The organism is Pseudomonas sp. NBRC 111132 (assembly GCF_001320565.1).
GTDB classification, from domain to species: Bacteria; Pseudomonadota; Gammaproteobacteria; order Pseudomonadales; family Pseudomonadaceae; genus Aquipseudomonas; species Aquipseudomonas putida_P.
The window spans coordinates 23,978-45,898 of the sequence record NZ_BCBI01000010.1; the positions used below are offsets into that span (position 1 = coordinate 23,978).

Consider the following 21,921-nt stretch of genomic DNA (forward strand, 5'->3'; position numbering starts at 1 on the left):
ACCGCGCCATCGCGGCTAAGATGCCCTCATGTGCCACGCTAGGCGAATCGGATCCGCACCATGATACAGATCGATGCTCTCCCCGCTTTCTCCGACAACTACATCTGGTTGTTACAGGATACTGCCAAACGCCGTTGTGCGGTGGTCGATCCGGGTGATGCCGCCCCGGTGGAACGCTGGCTGGCCGCCAACCCGGAGTGGGTGCTGAGCGACATCCTCGTCACCCACCACCACAACGACCACGTCGGCGGTGTGGAACGACTGAAGCAACTGAGCGGCGCGCGAGTCTGCGGCCCCGCCAACGAGCGTATTCCCGCCCGCGACCTGGCCCTGGACGAAGGCGACAAGGTCGACGTGCTGGGCGTGACCTTCCAGGTTCTGGCGGTGCCCGGCCACACCCTGGGGCACATTGCCTTCTTCAGCGACGGGCCGACAACCCCCGTTCTGTTCAGTGGCGACACGCTGTTCGCCGCCGGTTGCGGGCGCATGTTCGAGGGTACACCCGAACAGATGCAGCCCGCCCTCGCCCGCCTGGCGGCACTGCCAGAGCAGACCGAAGTGTATTGCGCCCATGAATATACCCTCAGCAACCTGCGCTTCGCCAAGGCGGTAGAGCCGACCAATCCGCACGTTCAGCAACGCTTCGAGGACGTTACCCGTTTACGCGCCGAAAATCGCATCAGCTTGCCTTCAACGATTGGCCTGGAGCGTCTGACCAACCCCTTCTTACGTACCTCTGAAACATTAGTTAAACAAAAAGCAGACGAATGGAAGGGACATTCAAACACCTCGCATGTCGCTGTTTTTGCTGCCTTGAGGTCTTGGAAGGACACCTTCTGATAACCGCAAGATATATCGCAAGTGATGGTCAAAGGTTGACCAGGCCCGGAGCGGTTTCTAGAATCGCCGAAATTTTTCGCCCGGATACCTGTGTCAGCCGATGTCTTCCCGTAGCCGCAGAACCTCTCATTCCGTCGCCCTGACGCGCCTGGCCCAAATCAGTGCGCTGGCCCTGGCCGCCACCTTGGTGGGCTGCCAGAGCACCCGTCAGCTCGACGAATCCGAAAGCGTTCGCGCGCACAACTACCAGGCGCGGATCAAGCACAAACCTTCACCGCTGCTGGCCAAGCCGGCCGAGCAGGCACCACAGGATGTCTGGGAGCGCATGCGCCAGGGCTTTGCCCTGCAGGACAGCATCGACGTCAACCCGCGCATCGAACAACAGCGCCTGTGGTTCGCCAGCAACCCGACCTTCATCGAAAGCGCTGGCGAGCGTGGCAGCCTCTACCTGCATTACATCGTCGAGCGTCTTGAAGAACGCGACATGCCGCTGGAGCTGGCCCTGCTCCCCGCCATTGAAAGCGCCTACAACCCGATGGCCTACTCACGCGCCAGTGCTGCCGGCATGTGGCAGTTCATGCCAGCCACAGGCCGTCACTTCAACCTGCGCCAGACCAACTTCTACGATGGCCGCCGCGACATCACCGCGTCGACCAACGCTGCGCTGGATTACCTGACCCGCCTGCACGACATGTTCAACGGTGACTGGCTGCTGGCCCTGGCCGCCTACAACGCCGGAGAAGGCACGGTCAGCCGCGCCATGGAACGCAACGAACGGCTCGGGCTGCCAACCGACTACTGGAACCTGCCGCTGCCACAGGAAACCCGCGACTACGTACCCAAGTTGCTGGCCCTGTCGCAGGTGGTGCTCACGCCTGAAGCCTACGGCGTGAACCTGAACCCGATCGCCAACGAGCCCTATTTCGAAGCGGTGGCCATCAACGACCGCCTCGACCTGTCGCGGGTGGCGGCATTTGCCAACATCGACGAAGACGAGTTGATCCAACTCAACCCGGCCTTCAAGAAACGCATGACCGTGGACGGCCCGCAGCAGTTGCTGGTACCGACCGCCAAGGCGCAATTGCTGAGCGACAGCCTGTCCAACCTCAAGCCAGAACAGCTGGTCAGCCTGCAACCGAACAAGGCCGTGTTCGCCCGCGCCGTGGCCGAAGCCAAGGCACCGGTGGCCGCGCGCAGCTACCGGGTCAAACGCGGCGACAACCTGGGCGCCATCGCCAAGGCCAACCGTGTTTCGGTCAATGACATCAAACGCTGGAACCGTCTGTCCGGCAACAACCTGCGTGCCGGCCAGGTGCTGGCACTTCGCGGTGGCAGCGGACCGAGCGCCGCCGGCAACCGGGTAGCGGCGGCCGGCAAGCGCTCCACCCAGTACAAGGTACGCAAGGGCGACTCGCTGTACCTGGTGGCTAAGCGCTTCAACGTGGAAATGCAGCACCTCAAACGCTGGAACCCACGCAGCGGCCACGCCCTCAAGCCGGGCCAAACCCTGACCGTCTACCTCTCGCATTGATATAACGCTCAGGGCCATTGCGCGGCCCTGTGGGGCGGCCTTGTGTCGCGACAGGGCTGCGAAGCAGCCCCGGCAATGCAAGCTGCGAAGCTGAGACCCTGGGGCCGCTAAGCGCCCCTTTCGCGACACAAGGCCGCTCCCACAGGTACCACGCCGCTCACGCCGACCTGTACCACCAACCCCTCCCTCAAAACCTCTCTTTTTCCAACCCCACCAAGCTGTTACTGTACCCGATCAAAGCCCAACGCCTCTGGATCGGATGCCGACTTGATACGTCCCCTCCTGCTATCACTCAGCCTGGCCTTGAGCTTTCCCGCAGCCGCGATGGTGAGCGAAAGCCACGGATACGCGCAGTTCGGCACGCTCAAGTACCCAGCCACCTTCACCCACTTCGACTGGGTCAACCCGCAAGCGCCCAAGGGCGGCACCTTGCGGGCCATGGCTTTTGGCACCTTCGACACCCTCAACCCCTACACCTTCAAGGGGTCGAGCCCTATAACCACGCCCAATTTCCAGCAGTACGGCATCAGCGAGCTTAACGAGCCGCTGATGGTCGGCACCGGCCTGTACGACCCGTCCGGTGACGAGCCCACCTCCAGTTATGGTCTGATCGCCCGCTCGGTGGAGTACAGCGAGGACCGCAGCTGGGTGGTGTTCAACCTGCGCCCGGAAGCCCGCTGGCATGACGGCCAGCCGATAACCTCGGCCGACGTGGCCTTCTCCTACCGCACGCTGCTCAAGGACGGCCACCCGATCTACCGCACCAACCTGCAGGAAGTACAACGGGTGGACATCCTGGGCCCGCTGCGCATCCGCTTCGTGTTCAAACGCGCCGGCAACCCGCTGCTGATCCTGCGCCTGGGCGAAATGCCGGTGCTACCCAAGCACTATTGGCAAAAGCGCGACTTCAAGGCCACCACCTTCGAGCCCCCCCTGGGCAGCGGCCCCTACCGCATCACCCAGGTACAACCCGGGCGCCGGCTGGTGTTCGAACGGGTGAAGAACTACTGGGGCAAGGACCTGGCGGTCAACCGTGGCAAGTACAATTTCAAGCGGGTGGAATACGAGTTCTACCGCGACGCCACCGTGGCCTTCGAAGCGTTCAAGGCTGGTGAATTCGACATCTACATCGAGCACCAGGCAAAAAACTGGGCCAACGGTTACAACTTCCCGGCCGTGCGCCGTGGCGAGGTGATCAAGGCACAAATCCCGCACAGCATCCCCACGCAAACCCAGGGCCTGTTCATGAACAGCCGCCGGGCCACATTCAGCGACCCGCGGGTACGCCAGGCGTTGGGGCTGATGCTCGACTTCGAATGGACCAACCGCGCACTGTTCAGCAGCGCCTACCGCCGCTCAACCAGCTACTACCCCAACAGCGAATTCGCCGCCAGCGGCCTGCCCACCGGCAAAGAGTGGCTGCTGCTCGCGCCATTCCGGGACCAGTTGCCCGCCAAACTGTTCAGCGAACCCTACAAGGTCAGCCACACCGATGGCCGTGGCATCAGCCGCCAGACCCTACGCCAGGCCCTGGGCCTGCTCGCCGAGGCCGGCTGGAAGCTGAACGGCCAGCGCCTGGTCGACAGCAAAGGCCAGCAACTGCGCATGGAGCTGCTGCTGGTAAACCCCAACCTTGAACGCATCCTGCAACCTTATGTCGAAAATCTGTCCAGCATCGGCATCGATGCGCGCTTGCGCACCGTGGACCGTGCCCAGTACAAACAACGCCTGGACCAGTTCGATTTCGACATGATTCTGATGACCCTGAACCAAACCCTGAGCCCCGGCCTCGAACAATGGCTGTACTTCCATTCCAGCCAGGCCGCGACCAAGGGCAGCAAGAACTATGCTGGGGTCAAGGACCCGGTGGTCGACCACCTGCTCGACACCTTGCTCGCCGCCCGCACCCGCGATGACCAGGTCGCCGCCGCCCGTGCCCTGGACCGCGTGCTCTCATGGCAGTACTACATGATCCCCAACTGGTACCTCGACAATCACCGCCTGGCCTACCGCAACCGGTTCGCCTTCGTCACCACGCCGCCCTACACCCTTGGGCTGAACAGCTGGTGGATCAAGACTTCGGAGAAAGCCCAATGACGCCAACGCACCGTCTGCGCCGGCTGGCAGGTAGCCTGTTGCTCGCCTGCCTGAGCCTTCCCGCCCTGGCCGCACCGCAACACGCGCTTACCTTGTACGATGAGCCACCCAAGTACCCCGCCAACTTCAAGCACTTCGACTACGTCAACCCGGACGCGCCCAAGGGCGGCACCTTCCGCCAGTCCAGCTTTGGCGGCTTCGACAGCCTCAACCCGTTCATCAACAAAGGCGTGGCGGCCGAGAACATCGGTAGCATCTACGACACCCTGATGCGCCAGAGCCAGGATGAGCCGTTCACCGAGTACGGCCTGGTCGCCGGCAAGATCGAAAAGGCCCCGGACAACAGCTGGGTGCGCTTCTACCTGCGCCCCGAAGCACGCTTCCATGACGGCCACCCGATGCGCGCCGACGACGTGGTGTTCACCTTCAACGCCCTAATCAAAGACGGCGCACCACTGTACCGGCAGTACTACGCCGACGTTGCCGAAGTGGTCGCCGAGGACCCGCTGAAGGTGCTGTTCAAGTTCAAGCACACCAACAACCGCGAGCTGCCGTTGATTCTCGGCCAGTTGCCAGTACTGCCCAAACACTGGTACGAAAACCGCGAGTTCAACCGCGGCAACCTGGAGATCCCGCTGGGTAGCGGCCCGTACAAGGTCGCCGAGGTCAAAGCCGGGCGCTCGGTGCGCTACGAGCGGGTCAAGGACTACTGGGCCAAAGACCTGCCGATCAACCGTGGCTTCTATAATTTCGATGTCATGACCTTTGACTCTTACCGGGACACCACTGTCGCCCTGGAAGCACTCAAGGCCGGCGCGTTCGACTATGCCCTGGAAGTCAGCGCCAAGAACTGGGCCACCGCCTACAACGTGCCCGCCGTGCGCGACGGCCGTCTGATCAAGGAAGAACTGCCCAACGGCAACCCCACCGGCATGCAGGGTTTCATCTTCAATATCCGCCGCCCGGTGTTCCAGGATGTGCGGGTGCGCCAGGCACTGAGCCTGCTGCTGGACTACGAATGGACCAACAAGCAGCTGTTCAACGGCGCCTACACCCGCACCGGCAGCTACTTCGACAATTCGGAAATGGCCGCCCACGGCCTACCCAGCCCCAGCGAGTTGAAAATCCTCGAACCATTGCGCGGCAAAGTGCCCGAGCAGGTATTTACCGAGGCCTTCCACAACCCGGTCAGCGACGGCAGCGGGATGATCCGCGAGCAGCAGCGCCAGGCCTACAAGCTGCTACAGGAAGCCGGCTGGAAAATCGTCGACGACAAGATGGTCGACGCCCAAGGCAAGCCGGTAAGCATCGAGTTTCTATTGGCGCAGACCGAGTTCGAGCGCATCCTGCTGCCGTTCAAGCGCAACCTCGCCGACCTCGGTATCGAGCTGAACATCCGCCGGGTCGATGTTTCGCAATACATTACCCGCCTGCGATCTCGGGACTACGACATGATCGTCGGCGGCTACCCGCAGTCCAACTCGCCGGGCAATGAACAACGCGAGTTCTGGTCAAGTGCCGCCGCCGACAACCCCGGAAGCCGCAACTTCATCGGCCTGCGCGACCCGGCCATCGACCAGTTGGTGGAAGAGCTGATCAACGCCGACTCGCGCCAGAGCCTGGTCGACCACTGCCGCGCCCTCGACCGTGTGTTGCTGTGGGGCTACTACGTGATACCCAACTGGCATATCAAAACCTGGCGCGTGGCCTACTGGAACCACATCGGCCATCCGAAAGTGTCGCCCAAGTACGACATCGGCATCGATACCTGGTGGATCAAGCCCGGGGTAACCCCGGCGGTCAGCGAAGCCCCTGCGGACGAGGCCAACTAAGATGCTGGCCTACATCCTGCGCCGCCTGCTGCTGATCATCCCGACCCTATTCGGCATCCTCATCATCAACTTCATCATCGTTCAGGCCGCCCCCGGCGGCCCGGTCGAGCAGATGATCGCCAAGCTCGAAGGCTTCGAAGGCGCGACCAGCCGCATCGCCGGTGGCGGCGCCGAGGTTTCCGTTGCCGGTTCCAACTACCGCGGTGCACAGGGCCTGGACCCGGCGCTGATCGCTGAAATCGAGCGCATGTACGGCTTCGACAAGTCGCCGCCCGAGCGCCTGTGGATCATGATCAAGAACTACGCCCAGCTCGACTTTGGCGACAGCTTCTTCCGCGATGCCAAGGTCATCGACCTGATCATCGAGAAGATGCCAGTGTCGATCTCGCTAGGGCTGTGGAGCACGCTGATCATGTACCTGGTGTCGATCCCGCTGGGCATCGCCAAGGCGGTGCGCCATGGCAGCCACTTCGACGTGTGGACCAGTTCGGCGATCATCGTCGGCTACGCCATCCCGGCGTTCCTGTTCGCCATCCTGCTGATCGTGCTGTTCGCCGGCGGCAGCTACTTCGACTGGTTCCCGCTGCGTGGCCTCACCTCCAACAATTTCGATGAGCTGAGTACCACCGGTAAAGTACTGGATTACTTCTGGCACCTGGTGTTGCCGATCACCGCGCTAGTCATTGGCAACTTCGCCACCATGACCCTGCTGACCAAGAACAGCTTCCTCGACGAAATCAACAAACAATACGTGGTCACCGCCAAGGCCAAGGGCCTAAGCCGGTCACGGGTGCTGTACGGCCACGTGTTCCGCAACGCCATGCTGTTGGTGATCGCCGGTTTCCCCTCGGCGTTCATCGGCATCTTCTTCACCGGCTCCTTGCTGATCGAGGTGATCTTCAGCCTTGACGGCCTGGGCCTGATGAGTTTCGAGGCGGCCATCAACCGCGACTACCCGGTGGTCTTCGGCACCCTGTTCATCTTCACCCTGCTGGGGCTGGTGGTGAAACTGATCGGCGACCTGACCTACACCCTGGTCGATCCACGCATCGACTTCGCCAGCCGGGAGCACTGACATGGCCTTGTCCCCCCTCAACCGCCGGCGCTTCGAGCGCTTCAAGGCCAACCGCCGTGGCTGGTGGTCGCTGTGGCTGTTCCTGGTCCTGTTCGGCTTGAGCCTGGGCGCCGAGCTGATCGCCAACGACAAACCGGTTGCTGTGCGCTACGACGGCGAATGGTATTTCCCGGCATTCAAGCGCTACCCGGAAACCACCTTCGGCGGCGAATTCCCGCTGGAAGCCAACTACAAGAGCCCCTACATCCGCGAGCTGTTGGCCAAGAAAGACAGCTTCGTGCTGTGGGCGCCCATCCCGTTCAGCTACCAAAGCATCAACTACGACCTGCGCGTACCTGCCCCGGCGCCGCCCTCGGCGGACAACTGGCTGGGCACCGACGACCAGGGCCGCGACGTGCTGGCACGAGTGATCTACGGCTTCCGCATTTCGGTACTGTTCGCCCTCACCCTGACCGTGGCCAGCTCCATCGTCGGCGTCATCGCCGGCGCCTTGCAAGGCTTCTATGGCGGCTGGGTCGACCTGGCCGGGCAGCGCTTCCTGGAAGTCTGGTCGGGCCTGCCGGTGCTGTACCTGCTGATCATCCTGGCCAGCTTCGTGCAACCAAACTTCTGGTGGCTGCTGGGCATCATGCTGCTGTTTTCGTGGATGAGCCTGGTGGACGTGGTACGCGCCGAGTTCCTGCGCGGGCGCAACCTGGAATACGTACGCGCCGCCCGCGCGCTAGGCATGCGCAACGGCGCGATCATGTACCGGCACATCCTGCCCAATGCCATGATCTCGACCATGACCTTCATGCCGTTCATTCTCACCGGCGCCATCGGCACCCTCACCGCCCTGGATTTCCTCGGCTTCGGCCTGCCCGCGGGCTCGCCCTCGCTGGGCGAGCTGGTGGCCCAGGGCAAATCCAACCTGCAGGCCCCATGGTTGGGCATCAGCGCCTTTGCCGTGCTGGCGTTGATGCTGAGCCTACTGGTGTTCATTGGTGAATCCGCCCGCGATGCCTTCGACCCGAGGAAGTGACATGAGTGAACAGAACCTGATCGAAGTGCGCGATCTGGCGGTGGAGTTTGTCACCGGCGACCAGGTCAACCGGGTGGTGGACGGCATCAGCTTCGACATCCGCAAGGGCGAGACACTGGCCCTGGTGGGCGAGAGTGGCTCGGGCAAATCGGTCACCGCGCACTCGATCCTGCGCCTGCTGCCCTACCCGCTGGCCCGTCACCCCAGCGGCAGCATCCGCTACGAGGGCAAGGACCTGCTGCAGCAAAACGAGAAGACCCTGCAGCGCATTCGCGGCAACCGCATTGCGATGATCTTCCAAGAGCCGATGACCTCGCTGAACCCGCTGCATTGCATCGAGAAGCAGATCAACGAAATCCTCCTGCTGCACAAGGGCCTGACCGGCAAGGAAGCGACTGCCCGCACCCTGGAGCTGCTGGAGCTGGTCGGCATCCCCGAGCCGCGCAAGCGCCTCAAGGCCCTGCCCCACGAACTGTCTGGCGGGCAGCGCCAGCGGGTGATGATTGCCATGGCGTTGGCCAACGAGCCGGAGCTGCTGATTGCCGACGAACCGACCACGGCGCTGGATGTGACCGTGCAGTTGAAGATTCTCGACCTGCTCAAGGAACTGCAGGCACGCCTGGGCATGGCTCTGCTACTGATCAGCCATGACCTGAACCTGGTACGCCGCATCGCCCACCGCGTGTGCGTGATGCAGCGCGGGCAGATCGTGGAACAGGCTGAATGCGCCACACTGTTCAGCGCCCCGCAGCACCACTACACGCAGATGCTGATCAATGCCGAGCCCAGCGGGCTGCCAGCGCACAACCCGGTCGGGGCGCCGCTGCTGGAGGTGGATGACCTCAAGGTATGGTTCCCGATCAAAAAGGGCTTTTTGCGGCGTACGGTCGACCATGTGAAGGCGGTGGACGGGGTCAACTTCAGCTTGCCGCAGGGGCAGACACTGGGCATTGTCGGCGAGTCCGGGTCGGGCAAGTCCACGTTGGGCCTGGCGATCTTGCGGCTGATTTCCAGCCAGGGCGGCATTCGCTTCCATGGGCAGAACCTCGAAGGGCTGAACCAGAAAGCCGTGCGCCCGCTGCGGCGTGAGATGCAGGTGGTGTTCCAGGACCCATTCGGCAGCCTTAGCCCGCGCATGTGCGTGGCGGACATTGTCGGTGAAGGGCTGCGCATTCACGGTATTGGCAACGCGCAGGAACAGGAAACGGCGATTATTGCGGCGCTGGAGGAAGTGGGGCTAGACCCAAGGACTCGGCATCGCTACCCGCATGAGTTTTCCGGTGGGCAGCGCCAGCGTATTGCCATTGCCCGGGCGCTGGTGTTGAAGCCGGCGCTGATTCTGCTGGATGAGCCTACCTCCGCGCTGGACCGCACGGTGCAGCGGCAGGTGGTGGAGCTACTACGCAATCTGCAGCAGAAGTACAACCTGACGTACCTGTTCATCAGCCATGACCTGGCGGTGGTGAAGGCGCTGAGCCACCAGTTGATGGTGATCAAACATGGGCATGTTGTTGAACAAGGTGATGCGCAGGCGATATTCCATGCGCCGCAACATCCGTATACGCGGCAGCTGCTGGAAGCGGCGTTCCTGGAGGTTGAGGCTTCGTAGCAATGAATACCTCACCTTCACTTCGCAGCACCCCCATCGGCCCCCTGCTAAAGCACTGGCGCCTGTTGAACCGGGTCAAACAGCTGCACGCCGCGCAGATGTTCGGGGTGTGCCAGTCGACCATTTCTCGCTGGGAGTCAGGCGCGCAGGACGCCGAGCCCGAGCAACGGGCGCGTATCGAAGCCTTGCTCAAAGCCAAGCTCAGCAGCGCCGCGGATCACGCGTTGGCGCGCCTTGTGTCGGGCAGCTCGCAACCGGTGCACTTGGTGTGCGACCTTACCCACCGCCTGCTGGCCTGCTCGCCTTCCCGCGAAGCTGAGTTCAGTGTGCCCATCAGTGATTTGCTGGGTGTCTCGCTGTGGCCATTCGCGACAGAGGAAATCGCCAGCCAGGAACAGCGCTTGGCAGGCATCGGCTGGCACGACAACCAGGCCTCGCCGGCGCTGGAGTTCACCACCGGCACGAACGGTTCTTCGCTGGTGCCCATCCAGCACAGCCTGTGCCGTTGGACCCGGTTCACCCTGTCGGATGGCTCAACTGCCAGGCTGGTCGAAACCCTCGCGCATATTTAATGCGTGGACGCAGGCCTGCGGTGAGCCGAAGATTCACCTCTGTATCAGCAAGAGGTCACCCGCCGTGCCAAACCACAATCTTGATGGAAAACTCGACTTCCTGCGCCAAGCCGAAAAGCTCAAGAGCGTGACACGCAGCGCCCACACCTCGACAGGCCGGCGTGAAAGCACCGCCGAGCACAGTTGGCGGCTGGCGTTGCTGGCGCTGGTGTTCGAACAAGAACTGGGTGATGTCGATATCTGCAAGGTGCTCAAGCTATGCCTGGTCCATGACCTTGGGGAAGCGCTGAGTGGTGATGTACCTGCGCCGCAAGCGCATGCGGTTCCAGACAAAGGGACGAATGAGCGGCAGGACCTGGTTGCCATGACCTCTATGCTGGAACCCTCGATGCAGGACAGCATCGTTGGCTTGTTCGATGAGTACGAAGCGGCCAGTACGCCAGAGGCCAAAGTGGTCAAGGCCTTGGACAAAATCGAGACTCTGCTGCAACACACCCAAGGCGATAACCCGCCCGGTTTCGACTATGCGTTCAATCTTGAGTATGGCCGACGCTATACCGATGCCATACCGTTCCTGGCCTCGTTGAGGCGAGTAATCGATGAGGAAACACGCAAACGCCTGAATAGCTGACGTGTTGGCGGGGCCGGACTTAAGGCGCGTCACTGGCTGAGCCCCAATTGTCAGAAATTCTGAAAACAATCGTCTTCCATCGTCAGCCGAATCGGGCATAAATTCTCCACCGTCAACCCCCAGCAGCAACGGTAGAGCCTAATGTCCAGCCCACAGCACCCGCCCGCCTCCCCTGCCCTGGCCACGCTGATCCAGCGTTCTGGCCTGCCCAGCCCTTCGCTCAGCGAAACCCAGGCACACGCCGTGCTACAGAAGCACTATGGCATTGCCGGCAACCTGACCGCGCTAGGCAGCCAGCAAGACCTGAATTTCCGCGTGACCACGCCACAAGGCGGCTTTGTACTCAAGGCTTGCCATGGCAGCTACGCGCAACTGGAACTGGAGGCGCAGCACGCCGCCCTGGCCTTCCTGCGCAATCAGGGCTTGCCGGTGCCGGCCGTACGCCCAGCCCTCGATGACCAGGGGTTGCTGACACTGGACTTGGACGGGCAACCACTGCGCATACGCCTGCTCGAGTACATCGAAGGTCAGCCGCTGACCCGCCTCAAGCACATGGCGCCACGTCTGATGGCTGAACTGGGCGGGCTTTGCGCGAAGCTGGACAAGGCCTTGGTCGACTTCGACCACCCCGGCCTTGCACGCACACTGCAATGGGACCCGCAACATGCCCAGGCGCTGATCCAGCACCTGTTGCCCGTGCTGCAGAATACCGAGCAACGCGCCCGCATCGAACAGGCTACCCAGCTGGCAGCCGAGCATCTGGCGCCCCTGGTCAATCAACTGCCAAGCCAGGCGGTGCACCTGGACATCACCGACGACAACACCGTGTGGGCCCGCGATGGCGAACGCCAGTGGCAGTTGCAAGGGGTGATCGACTTCGGCGACCTGCTGCGTACCTGGCGCATCGCCGACCTGTCGGTGACTTGCGCGGCGCTGCTGCACCACGCCGAAGGCGACCCGCTGCGGATCCTGCCGGCAATCAGTGCCTACCAGGCGCTCAACCCACTGACCGAAGCCGAAGTACGTGCCCTCTGGCCACTGGTGCTCAATCGCGCCGCAGTGCTGGTGCTGAGCAGCGCGCAACAACTTGCCGTGGACCCGGGCAACCAATACACCCGCGACAACGTCGCCCATGAATGGGAAATCTTCGACACCGCCACCGCTGTGCCTTTCGCGCTGATGGAAGCCGCTATCCTGCAGGCTGCGGGCCTGCAACCCAAGGCGCCGGACTTGAGCGGTTGCGCCCCCTTGCTCCCCGAACTGGCCGGGCAGGCTGTAACACGGGTAGACCTGGGGGTGCTCAGCACATATTGCGAGGCCGGAAACTGGGAGCAACCCGGTTTCGACCAGCACCTGCTGACGTTGCAGGCCGCTCCGGCCTGCAGCCTGCACGGGCAATATCGCCTTTCGCAAACCCATATTGATCGCCCTGAAGAGCCCGCCACCTGCGCCCTCGGCGTTGAGCTGCACGTGGCCAACGGCTCCCAGGTGCAGGCGCCGGAAACCGGCATCTGGCAGCGCCATGGCGACGGCCGTGGCTGCCTGCGCACCACGCACTGGGCTTTGTGGCTGCAGGGCCTGGAGGACGCTCCGGCAGACGGCCAGGCCGTAGAAAAAGGCCAGTCCCTGGGCCGCAGTTGTGGCTTCCTCAGCGTGCAGTTGTGCCTGGACAACGGCGTCCAGCCGTCGTTCTTCGCCACGCCGTCCCAAGCTGCTGCCTGGCTGGCCCTGTGCCCGTCGCCAGCCGCGCTGCTAGGCTTCGATTGCGATGCCGATCCGCTGCCCGACCCACAAGCACTATTGGCCCGCCGCGATGCCAGCTTCGCCCGCTCGCAGAAGCACTACTACGCGCAACCTCCACACATCGAGCGCGGCTGGCGCAACTACTTGATCGACATGCAGGGCCGCTCGTACCTGGACATGCTCAACAATGTCGCGGTACTGGGCCACGGCCACCCGCGCATGGCCGCCGAGTCGGCGCGGCAGTGGTCGCTGCTGAACACCAACTCACGCTTCCACTACGCGGCGATCACCGAATTCTCCGAACGCCTGCTGGACCTGGCCCCCGACGGTTTCGACAGGGTCTTCATGGTCAACAGCGGCACCGAAGCCAACGACCTGGCGATTCGCCTGGCCTGGGCCTACAGCGGCGGGCGTGACCTGCTCAGCGTACTGGAGGCCTACCACGGCTGGTCGGTGGCCACCGATGCCATTTCCACCTCCATCGCCGACAACCCGCAAGCCCTGGAAACCCGCCCGGACTGGGTACACCCGGTCGAGGCGCCGAACACGTTCCGGGGGCGTTTCCGCGGTGCCGACAGCGCCGCCGACTACCTGCAGGACGTCGACGCCAAGCTGGCTGCCCTGGACGCCCGAGGCCGCCAGTTGGCGGGTATCATCTGCGAACCGGTGTACGGCAATGCCGGCGGCATCTCGTTGCCCGCAGGCTACCTGCGCGACGCCTATGCCAAGGTCCGCGCCCGAGGTGGCGTGTGCATCGCCGACGAAGTGCAGGTGGGCTATGGCCGCCTGGGCGAGTACTTCTGGGGGTTCGAAGAACAAGGCGTGGTGCCCGACATCATTACCATGGCCAAGGGCATGGGCAACGGCCAGCCGCTGGGCGTGGTCATCACCCGCCGTGAAATCGCCGAGGCGCTGGAGGCCGAGGGTTACTTCTTCTCCTCGGCCGGTGGCAGCCCGGTCAGCTGCCGCATCGGCATGGCGGTACTGGACGTGATGCAGGAGGAAGGCCTGTGGGACAACGCCCGCGACACCGGGAGCTACTTCAAGGCCCGTCTGCAGGCCCTGGTCGACAAGTACCCGCTGGCCGGCGCGGCACATGGCTCGGGTTTCTACCTGGGACTGGAGCTGGTGCGCGACCGCGCAACCCTGGAACCGGCCACCGAAGAAACCATGACGCTGTGCAATCGGCTGCGTGACCTTGGCATCTTCATGCAACCGACCGGCGACTACCTGAACATTCTCAAGATCAAGCCACCGATGTGCACCAGCCGAGCGAGTGTGGACTACTTTGTCGACTGCATCGACAGGGTGCTGGGCGAAGGGCTGTAAGTATCAAGGCGTGGACCGAATCGCCGCGGCCCACGCCTGCAACGCCTCAGTTGCTGCAATGGCAATCTGCTCATCAGTACGCCCACTGAACTGCCGCTCGATCGCATCGGCGGCAATCAGCCCGGCAATGGCAGGCTTGCCCACGGCATCGGTCAGGTCAAGCCATTCGCCCCAGCTGGCAGGTACGTCGTACCAGCGCAGGTAGCCGGAGGGTGAGCATGGCCACCAGCGCTCTTCGAACTGCAAAATCACCTTTTCCAGCATGCCCATCCCCAGATGAGCCAGCGCTTGTCGCTGAGTTACAGGTAGCGCGGGAATGAAATGCAACGCTTTCAATACCCCTACAGGGACTGTGCAAATGCAGAAATCGCATACCTCATCGTTCACCTTGACGCGCGCGCTCGACCAGTCTATCTGCGTGACCGGCGTGTTCAGACGGATATCCAGATCCTTCGCCAGCAAGTCGACAAGCTCGCTGTAACCACCTGGCAGCATCCAATCGCCATGCCCGACACCCTCCTCGTCCAGGGCACTGACCGACAGTTGCTCCACGGGCAAACATGCTTCCAGTACAAGGTTGGCGTCGATGGCGAACTGAGCGGCGCGCGCGTGCACAGGGTCGAGTGTGGCCATGTAGCGGTTGATCGCCTCAGACAAAGGCAGTCGCCGGTCAAGCTGCTGGGTCAAGGCGTCCCAGGCCGCGTCGACATCCGGCAACTCTCCACCGCTTGCTGCTGCAAGCGGGAAACTGAAGTCGGTCTCGACACAAGCCAACCCATGTTGCTGCGCAACGGCGGCCAATGGATTCTCGGCGAAATGCTGAAGCCATGCCGCACCTTCATCCGCTTTCACGCCGCCCAACTCGACCGTGTGCGTGCGCCCACCTGTTCGCCCACGTGCCTCCAGCACCGTGCAATCGATACCCCACGCCCGCAAGCGTTGCGCGGCGGCCAGGCCTGCACAGCCCGCACCAATCACGATCACCTTGCGCGCGCCGGCCCTCAAGGCTGCCTCGGCGGCACGCAGCCCATCATCCCAAGCGCCATGTGTCATCGCCGGCGCAGTGGCGTTACAGGCTTCTCCGGCAATGACCAAGCGCTCGTTCAGCACTTGGCCCAAGGCACTCCGATGCTGCGGCGTCCCCCCAGGCAACAGGGCACTGTAGGCACCGAGGCTGAACGGGTCTGTACTCCAGTGAGTGACATGCCAAGCGGTTGGTCTGTGCACGCGCTTCTCCATGAGGGGACTGTCCTGAATGTGCATTAATGTTCATAATTTCTAGCAATAAAAGATGATCATCATCAGGTTTACTGACAATGGCCTTTAGCAGCGACTCCCTGGCAATATTCCTCGCGGTGCTGGATGCCGGCTCGTTCTCCGCCGCCGCCCGCAAATTGGGCCGTGTACCTTCGGCCGTGAGCATGGCGATCGCCCAGCTGGAAGCGGAGCTGGACCTGCCATTGTTCGACCGCGCCACACGCAAAGCCTTACCCACCAGTGCCGCCCTGGCACTGGAACCCCAAGCCAGGCAGGTGATCTGCCAACTCAACCTGCTCGACGCCCAAGCCCTGCAATTGCACAAGGGCCTGGAAAAACGCCTGACCATCGCCATGGCGCCCGAGTTGCAGACCGGCCGCTGGAGCCAGCCGCTGGAAGTCCTCGCCCAGGAATTCCCCAGCCTGGAAATCGAAGTGCGCTCCGCCACCCAGACCGAAGCCATTCGCCTGCTGCATGACGGCAGTGTGCAGTTGGCGCTGGTGTTCGAACGGCCCGGCATCGACGAGCGCGAGTCATTCCTCGAAGCCGGCAGCCAATTGCTGGTGGCCGTCGCCTCACCGCGCCATCCTGCCGGGCAAAACAGCGGTACGCCTCTGCCTGAAGAGGCCTTCGCCGAACAACGGCAGATCATCGTGGCCTCGGGCAAGGCCACCGGGTCAGACCCGCGCATGGTGCTGTCGCGGCGCATCTGGCTGACCGACAGCTACCTGGCCACGCTGGACCTGGTGCAGTCAGGGCTGGGCTGGGCCTACCTGCCGCAGCCACTGGTTGAACCGCTGATCGCTTCGGGCGCACTGGCCGAGGTACGCTTTGACAACATGGCCAGCCGCCTGCGCTTGTGGGTGGACATCATCTGGATAAAGTCGCGGCCGTTGGGCCTGGGCGCCAGGCGTTACCTGGACGTCATGCGCCAATGCTTTGAAACAGAATCCCCAAGGTCCTGAGCCATACCCGACTACGCTTCGAGCAAACCAAAGGTTACCCAGTAAGGACACTGACATGACCATCACTCGACGCGACTTCCTCAATGGCGTAGCCCTCACCATCGGTGCCGGGCTCACCCCATTGCAAATACTCCAGGCCGCGCCTTCCGGCCGCTACTACCCGCCCGCCCTCACCGGGCTGCGCGGCAGCCACCCCGGTGCATTCGAAGTTGCGCACCAGATGGGCTGGGAAAAGAAAGTATTCGACACCAGCAGCCTGAAGATTGAGGAGCAGTACGATCTGGTGGTGGTCGGCGCGGGCATCAGCGGCTTGTCCGCAGCCTGGTTCTATCGGCAGCAGCACCCAACCGCGCGCGTGCTGATCATCGAGAACCACGACGACTTCGGCGGCCATGCCAAGCGCAACGAATTCCAGGCGGGAAGCCAGATGATCCTTGGCTACGGCGGCAGCGAAGCCTTCCAGTCGCCCAAGCACCTTTACAGCGCTACGGTGAACGGCCTGCTCAAACGACTGAACGTGGACGTGGACCGCTTCCAGACCGCCTTCGACCGCAACTTTTACCCCAACCTCGGCTTGTCTCGTGGCGTATTCTTCGACAAGGCCGGCTTCGGCGAAGCGAAGCTGGTCAGTGGCGATCCGACGCCCATGGTCGCCGACGACATTGCCCCGGACAAACTCAACGCGCGCAGCTGGCGTGCGTTCATTGGCGACTTCCCACTGCCCGAGGCCGACCGCCAGGCATTGATCGATCTGCACGAAGCACCCAGAGACTACCTGGCGGGCAAAACCCTGGAACAGAAAGAGGCCTATCTGGCCAAGACCAGCTATCAGGACTTCCTGCGCAAAGACGTCGGCCTGAGCGAAGCGGCAGCGCGCTACTTCCTCAGCCGCACCAACGACTTTTCCGCGCTGAGCATCGATGCCGTGGCCGCCGCCGACGCCTATGGCGTGGGCTTCCCCGGCTTTGCCGCCTTGGGCCTTGCGCCGGTCAGCGAAGCGCTGAAAGCAGAAATGGAAGAGCCCTACATCTATCACTTCCCCGACGGCAACGCCTCGCTGGCACGGCTACTGGTGCGTAGCCTGATCCCCGCTGTAGCACCCGGCAACGACATGAACGACATTGTCCTGGCGCCCTTCGATTACGCCAGGCTGGACGTGGCACAAAGCCCGGTACGCCTGCGCCTGAACAGCACCGCAGTCAGCGTCGGCAACCGCAACGGTGGCGTCGACATCGGCTACAGCCGGGCCGGCCAGCTGCACCGGGTACACGGCAAGCACTGCATACTGGCCTGCTACAACATGATGATCCCCTACCTGCTGCGCGACCTCTGCACCGAGCAGGCCCACGCCTTGGCGCAGAACGTGAAGTTCCCGCTGGTGTACACCAAGGTGGTGATTCGCAACTGGCACAGCTTCATGAAATTGGGCGTGCACGAAATCTACGCCCCGAACCAGCCCTACAGCCGCGTCAAGCTGGATTATCCGGTGGACATCGGCGGCTACAGCCATCCACGCGACCCCGACCAGCCCATAGGCCTGCACATGGTCTACGTACCGACCACGCCCAACGCAAGCATGGATGCTCGTAGCCAGGCCCGCGTCGGCCGCAGCAAGCTGTACGCCATGAACTTCGAGCAGATGGAGGGCATGGTGCGTGACCAGCTACAGGCCATGCTGGGGCCGGCCGGCTTTGACTATCACAAGGATGTTCAGGCCATTACCATCAACCGTTGGCCACACGGTTACTCGTACTTCGCCAACAGCCTGTTCGATGACGAAGAAGAGAGTGAAAAGCTGATGAACCTCGCCCGCCAGAAGGTCGGCAATGTGGCCATAGCCAACTCTGATGCGGCCTGGGAGGCCTATGCGCATGCGGCTATTGATGAAGCGTCACGTGCGGTGAACGAGTTGTTCGGGTAGCGCATGCCAGGGGTTGCCTCGTGCTAAAGCGAAATATCCTACAACTCGTTAGGAAGCCGACGCTCCTTGGCCCTGGAGTCGAGAACAGCGCCCTGAATTGGCACTGTCCGCATAATTTCGGTTTATGCGGTCGGCGCCACCAACCTGTACCCCACTCCCGCTTCGGTGATGATAAACCTTGGCGCCGTGGGGTCATCCCCCAGCTTCTGCCGTAAATGCCCTACGACGATCCGCAAGTAATGAGTGTCCTCCACATGCGTCGGCCCCCAGATATCCTTGAGCAGTTGCTGCTGGGTGATCACCCGCCCAGGGTGCCCGGCCAACAGCGCCAGCAAGGCATACTCCTTGCGCGTCAACGCCACTTCCACACCGTCAATAGTCACCCGGCGAAAGGCGAAGTCCACGGTCAGCGGCCCAAAGCTCGCCGCCACCTCCGAGCCGCCGGCCTGTGGCACCTGGCGCAGCAAGGCCCGTACCCGCGCGAGAAACTCCTGGATGCCGAACGGCTTGGTCACATAGTCATTGGCGCCGCCGTCCAGCGCATCCACCTTTTGCACTTCACTGGCACGCACCGACAACACCATCACCGGCACCGCGCTCCACTCGCGCAGCTCACGCAGCACCTGCTGGCCGTCCATGTCCGGCAGCCCAAGGTCGAGCACCACCAGGTCCGGCTTGCCCAAAGCTGCCTGGGCCAGCCCTTCCTCGCCGGTAGCAGCTTCGAGCACTTTGTAGCCTTGCGAAGCCAGGCTGATGCGCAGGAACTTGCGGATCTGCGGTTCATCGTCGATGACCAACAGCGTGGCGGACTGGCTCATGGGGTTTCGCTTTCGGCTTCAGGTTGAGGAGGTAGCGGCAAGCATAGAGTGATGCCGGTGCCCTGGCCATCGATGCCTTCGCCCACCAGAATCTGCCCGCCATGTGCGCCGATCATGCCCTGACAGATCGCCAGGCCCAGCCCGGTGCCCTGCCCGCCCCGGTCGCCCCGAGCAGCGGTGTAGAACATGTCGAAGATCTTCTCGCGGTCGGCGACGGGAATGCCGGGGCCCTGATCGCGGACGATAAAGCGCAACTGGTCATCCTGCACGGCCACCTGCAGCTCTAGGCGACCCTGGGTCGGGGAGAAGCGTGCGGCGTTTTCCAGCACGTTGACCAGCGCCTGTTCGATCAGCGCCGCATGTACGAACAGCAACGGCAGCTCGGCCGGTACGTCGGTGTGCACCCGCAGCGGTGCCAGCACCACGCGCAGGCGGTTAAGCGCGCTACCGACGATGTCCGCCGGGGCTACCCAGTCGCGGGCCAGCTTGAGGCCACCGTGGCCCAGGCGGGTCATGTCCAGTAGGTTCTGGATGTAGCGGTCAAGGCGTTCGGCCTCGTTACGGGTGCCTTCCAACAGCTCGCGGCGGTCTTCAGCCGGGATTGCCTCGCCCAACGCCAGCAGGCTGTCGATGCTGCCACGCATGGCGGTCAACGGTGTACGCAAGTCATGGGATACCGAGGCCAGCAAGGCGCTGCGCAGTTGCTCGGTTTCGCCGTGCAGACGCGCGGCTTCCAGTTGTTCGGCCAGGCGAGCGCGGGCCAGGGCCTGGGCCAGTGGCTGGCCAAGGGCGGTGAGCAGGCGCCGGCGTGGGTCGCTGGGTGGCTGCCCGTTGCGCGGGCGCACGCCCAGCAGCGCCAGAGGTTGTTCGTCCACCGCCAGCGGCCACCACCACCAGCGGCCATTGGGCAGGGTGTCGCTGCCGTGGCCAGCGGCCTGGCCATGCTGCCAGGCCCAATCGGCGGCGGCCCGTTCGGTGTCACTGAAGGCGTGGGCTTCGCCGCTGGCCACTTGCAGTTGGCCTTCGGCGTTGCGCTCCAGCAGGCACACCTGCATGTCCTGCCAACCGTCCAGATGTTGGCCAGCGGCGTTGAACACGGCTTGGCGATCGGTGGCCACCGTCAGCCGACGCGACAGGTCGAGCAACTGGCCAGTCTGCGCCTGGGTCTCGCGCAATGCCTGCAGCTGGCGGCGCTGGCGCGCGGCCAGGTTGCCGGTGAGCGCGGCCATCAGCAGGAAAAACACCAAGGTCAGCACGTCTTCTTCGCGCTGGATGCTGAACGAGAAGTTGGGCGGGATGAACAGAAAATCGTACGTCAGGAACGACAGCGCGGCGCAGGCCAATGCAGGCCCCAGGCTGCTGCGCACCGCCACCAGCAGCACCGCCGCCAGGAACACCAGAGAGATGTTGGGCAACGCCAGCACACTCGACACTGCCCAGGCCAGGCCCGCCGCCATCACGGTGGCCAGCAGCGCCAGCAGGTAATGGCGCCACACCCATACCCGCCGCACCGCCGAACGCGGCGCTGGCGGCTGCACGTCGCGGTCCAGCACGTTGATTTCCAGGCCATGGCTTTCACGCAGCAGCCGCGCCGCCACACCGGCCCCGAACAGCCGCCGACGCAGGCGGTCGCGGGACTGCCCGACCAGCACCAGACTGGCCCGCCGCTCGGCAGCATGCTGGATCAACGTGCGCGCCACTTCGCCAGCACGCAGCAGCACCACCTCCCCACCCAGACGTTCGGCCAGTTGCTGCGCGGCCTGCAAACGATGCCGCGCGGTTTCGTCACGCAGGCGGCCGTTGTCCACATGCACCAGGCTCCAGGGCAGGTGGCGGCGCTGAGCCACACGGCTGGCATGACGCACCAGGCGTTCGGCCTGGTCATCGCCGTCCACGCCTACCAGCAACCGCCCGCGCAAGGCCGGGGCTTCCTGGCCGCGCTGGCGATAGCCGTGGGCCAGGTCAGCGTCGACCTGAGCAGCGGCGGTCTGCATGGCCAGTTCGCGCAGGGCGGTAAGGTTGGTTTGCGAGAAGTACGCGTCGATGGCCGCACGCGCTTGCTCGGGCACATACACCTTGCCTTCGCGCAGGCGTTCGAGCAGCTCGCGCGGGGGCAGGTCGATCAGCACCAACTCGAAGGCTTCCTGCAGCACCCAGTCCGGCAGCGTTTCGCGCACTTGCACGCCCGTAATGTCGCGCACCTTGTCGTTGAGGCTTTCCAGGTGCTGGACGTTGACCGTGGTGTACACGTCGATACCGGCGGCCAGCAACTCCTGCACGTCCTGCCAGCGCTTGGCGTGGCGGCTGCCGGGGGCGTTGGTGTGGGCCAGTTCGTCGACCAGGGCCAAGGCCGGTGAGGCTTGGAGCAGGCCGTCGAGGTCCATTTCCTCAAGGGTGACGCCACGGTACTGGCTGCGCAGCAAGGGCTGTTGCTGAAGGCCGGCAAGCAGCGCTTCGGTTTCGGCGCGGCCGTGGGTTTCGACAACGCCAGCCAGCACTTGCACGCCCTGACGCTGCTGGGCGTGTGCGGCCTGGAGCATGGCGAACGTCTTGCCGACACCGGGGGCGGCGCCAAGGAACACCTTCAGCCGGCCCCGGCCGGTTCGCGCAAGGTTAGCCAACAGCGCGTCTGCGCGGGCGGAATCACTCATGTTTCATCCTTCAGGATTTGCCACAGTCG

General features: G+C 63.4%; 15 protein-coding genes. 12 read left to right on the plus strand and 3 right to left on the minus strand.

The annotated features are described in order from the left end of the window. Positions 1–60 precede the first annotated feature (60 nt). From gloB to APH35_RS06965, 10 genes are all read left to right on the plus strand, one after another. Positions 61–840 (plus strand): hydroxyacylglutathione hydrolase, encoded by a 780-nt coding sequence (gloB, locus tag APH35_RS06920; RefSeq protein WP_060514463.1) that lies wholly within the window; start codon positions 61–63, stop codon positions 838–840. A gap of 100 nt (positions 841–940) precedes the next feature. Continuing rightward, entirely contained in the window at positions 941–2,371 is a 1,431-nt protein-coding gene (locus APH35_RS06925) for a lytic transglycosylase domain-containing protein (protein ID WP_060514464.1), read from the plus strand. A gap of 267 nt (positions 2,372–2,638) precedes the next feature. Beyond that, on the plus strand, positions 2,639–4,468 hold the full coding sequence (locus APH35_RS06930; protein ID WP_209976227.1) for an extracellular solute-binding protein: 1,830 nt from the start codon (positions 2,639–2,641) through the stop codon (positions 4,466–4,468). Then, positions 4,465–6,300, plus strand: coding sequence for an extracellular solute-binding protein (locus APH35_RS06935; protein WP_060514465.1), 1,836 nt, complete (start codon positions 4,465–4,467; stop codon positions 6,298–6,300). Before APH35_RS06930 ends, APH35_RS06935 begins: the two co-directional genes overlap by 4 nt. 1 nt (position 6,301) lies before the next feature. Continuing rightward, on the plus strand, positions 6,302–7,375 hold the full coding sequence (locus APH35_RS06940) for a microcin C ABC transporter permease YejB (RefSeq protein ID WP_060514466.1): 1,074 nt from the start codon (positions 6,302–6,304) through the stop codon (positions 7,373–7,375). 1 nt (position 7,376) lies between these two features. Beyond that, positions 7,377–8,396, plus strand: coding sequence for an ABC transporter permease (locus APH35_RS06945; RefSeq protein ID WP_012273316.1), 1,020 nt, complete (start codon positions 7,377–7,379; stop codon positions 8,394–8,396). A gap of 1 nt (position 8,397) precedes the next feature. Next, positions 8,398–10,005, plus strand: a complete 1,608-nt coding sequence (locus APH35_RS06950; RefSeq protein WP_012273317.1) for an ABC transporter ATP-binding protein — start codon at positions 8,398–8,400, stop codon at positions 10,003–10,005. Between the two features lie 2 nt (positions 10,006–10,007). Continuing rightward, complete coding sequence (locus APH35_RS06955; protein WP_060514467.1) at positions 10,008–10,577, plus strand: helix-turn-helix domain-containing protein; 570 nt, start codon at positions 10,008–10,010, stop codon at positions 10,575–10,577. 64 nt (positions 10,578–10,641) lie between these two features. Further along, positions 10,642–11,208, plus strand: coding sequence for an HD domain-containing protein (locus APH35_RS06960; RefSeq protein WP_012273319.1), 567 nt, complete (start codon positions 10,642–10,644; stop codon positions 11,206–11,208). A gap of 141 nt (positions 11,209–11,349) precedes the next feature. Next, positions 11,350–14,280, plus strand: a complete 2,931-nt coding sequence (locus tag APH35_RS06965; RefSeq protein WP_060493898.1) for an aminotransferase — start codon at positions 11,350–11,352, stop codon at positions 14,278–14,280. 3 nt (positions 14,281–14,283) lie between these two features. Here APH35_RS06965 and APH35_RS06970 read toward each other — a convergent pair whose 3' ends face one another. Next, positions 14,284–15,519: a flavin monoamine oxidase family protein gene (locus APH35_RS06970; RefSeq protein ID WP_060493899.1), complete on the minus strand. Its 1,236-nt coding sequence runs from the start codon at positions 15,517–15,519 to the stop codon at positions 14,284–14,286. A gap of 77 nt (positions 15,520–15,596) precedes the next feature. On the opposite strand from APH35_RS06970, the gene APH35_RS06975 reads away from it, so the two are divergent. After that, entirely contained in the window at positions 15,597–16,502 is a 906-nt protein-coding gene (locus tag APH35_RS06975; protein WP_012273322.1) for a LysR family transcriptional regulator, read from the plus strand. Between the two features lie 55 nt (positions 16,503–16,557). Beyond that, positions 16,558–18,423, plus strand: coding sequence for an NAD(P)/FAD-dependent oxidoreductase (locus APH35_RS06980; protein ID WP_060514468.1), 1,866 nt, complete (start codon positions 16,558–16,560; stop codon positions 18,421–18,423). 122 nt (positions 18,424–18,545) lie between these two features. On the opposite strand, the gene APH35_RS06985 is transcribed toward APH35_RS06980, so the two are convergent. Continuing rightward, positions 18,546–19,241: a response regulator gene (locus APH35_RS06985; RefSeq protein WP_012273324.1), complete on the minus strand. Its 696-nt coding sequence runs from the start codon at positions 19,239–19,241 to the stop codon at positions 18,546–18,548. After that, positions 19,238–21,892, minus strand: a complete 2,655-nt coding sequence (locus APH35_RS06990) for a sensor histidine kinase (protein ID WP_060514469.1) — start codon at positions 21,890–21,892, stop codon at positions 19,238–19,240. The genes APH35_RS06985 and APH35_RS06990 overlap by 4 nt, the downstream gene beginning before the upstream one ends. Between the last annotated feature and the right edge of the window lie 29 nt (positions 21,893–21,921).

What these genes read in the sequence shown, in the direction of transcription:
- gloB (WP_060514463.1), top strand. Translation starts at nt 61, where the DNA reads ATGATACAGATCGATGCTCTCCCCGCTTTCTCCGACAACTACATCTGG.
- APH35_RS06925 (WP_060514464.1), top strand. Translation starts at nt 941, where the DNA reads ATGTCTTCCCGTAGCCGCAGAACCTCTCATTCCGTCGCCCTGACGCGC.
- APH35_RS06935 (WP_060514465.1), top strand. Translation starts at nt 4,465, where the DNA reads ATGACGCCAACGCACCGTCTGCGCCGGCTGGCAGGTAGCCTGTTGCTC.
- APH35_RS06940 (WP_060514466.1), top strand. Translation starts at nt 6,302, where the DNA reads ATGCTGGCCTACATCCTGCGCCGCCTGCTGCTGATCATCCCGACCCTA.
- APH35_RS06945 (WP_012273316.1), top strand. Translation starts at nt 7,377, where the DNA reads ATGGCCTTGTCCCCCCTCAACCGCCGGCGCTTCGAGCGCTTCAAGGCC.
- APH35_RS06950 (WP_012273317.1), top strand. Translation starts at nt 8,398, where the DNA reads ATGAGTGAACAGAACCTGATCGAAGTGCGCGATCTGGCGGTGGAGTTT.
- APH35_RS06955 (WP_060514467.1), top strand. Translation starts at nt 10,008, where the DNA reads ATGAATACCTCACCTTCACTTCGCAGCACCCCCATCGGCCCCCTGCTA.
- APH35_RS06965 (WP_060493898.1), top strand. Translation starts at nt 11,350, where the DNA reads ATGTCCAGCCCACAGCACCCGCCCGCCTCCCCTGCCCTGGCCACGCTG.
- APH35_RS06970 (WP_060493899.1), bottom strand. Translation starts at nt 15,519, where the DNA reads ATGGAGAAGCGCGTGCACAGACCAACCGCTTGGCATGTCACTCACTGG.
- APH35_RS06975 (WP_012273322.1), top strand. Translation starts at nt 15,597, where the DNA reads ATGGCCTTTAGCAGCGACTCCCTGGCAATATTCCTCGCGGTGCTGGAT.
- APH35_RS06980 (WP_060514468.1), top strand. Translation starts at nt 16,558, where the DNA reads ATGACCATCACTCGACGCGACTTCCTCAATGGCGTAGCCCTCACCATC.
- APH35_RS06985 (WP_012273324.1), bottom strand. Translation starts at nt 19,241, where the DNA reads ATGAGCCAGTCCGCCACGCTGTTGGTCATCGACGATGAACCGCAGATC.
- APH35_RS06990 (WP_060514469.1), bottom strand. Translation starts at nt 21,892, where the DNA reads ATGAGTGATTCCGCCCGCGCAGACGCGCTGTTGGCTAACCTTGCGCGA.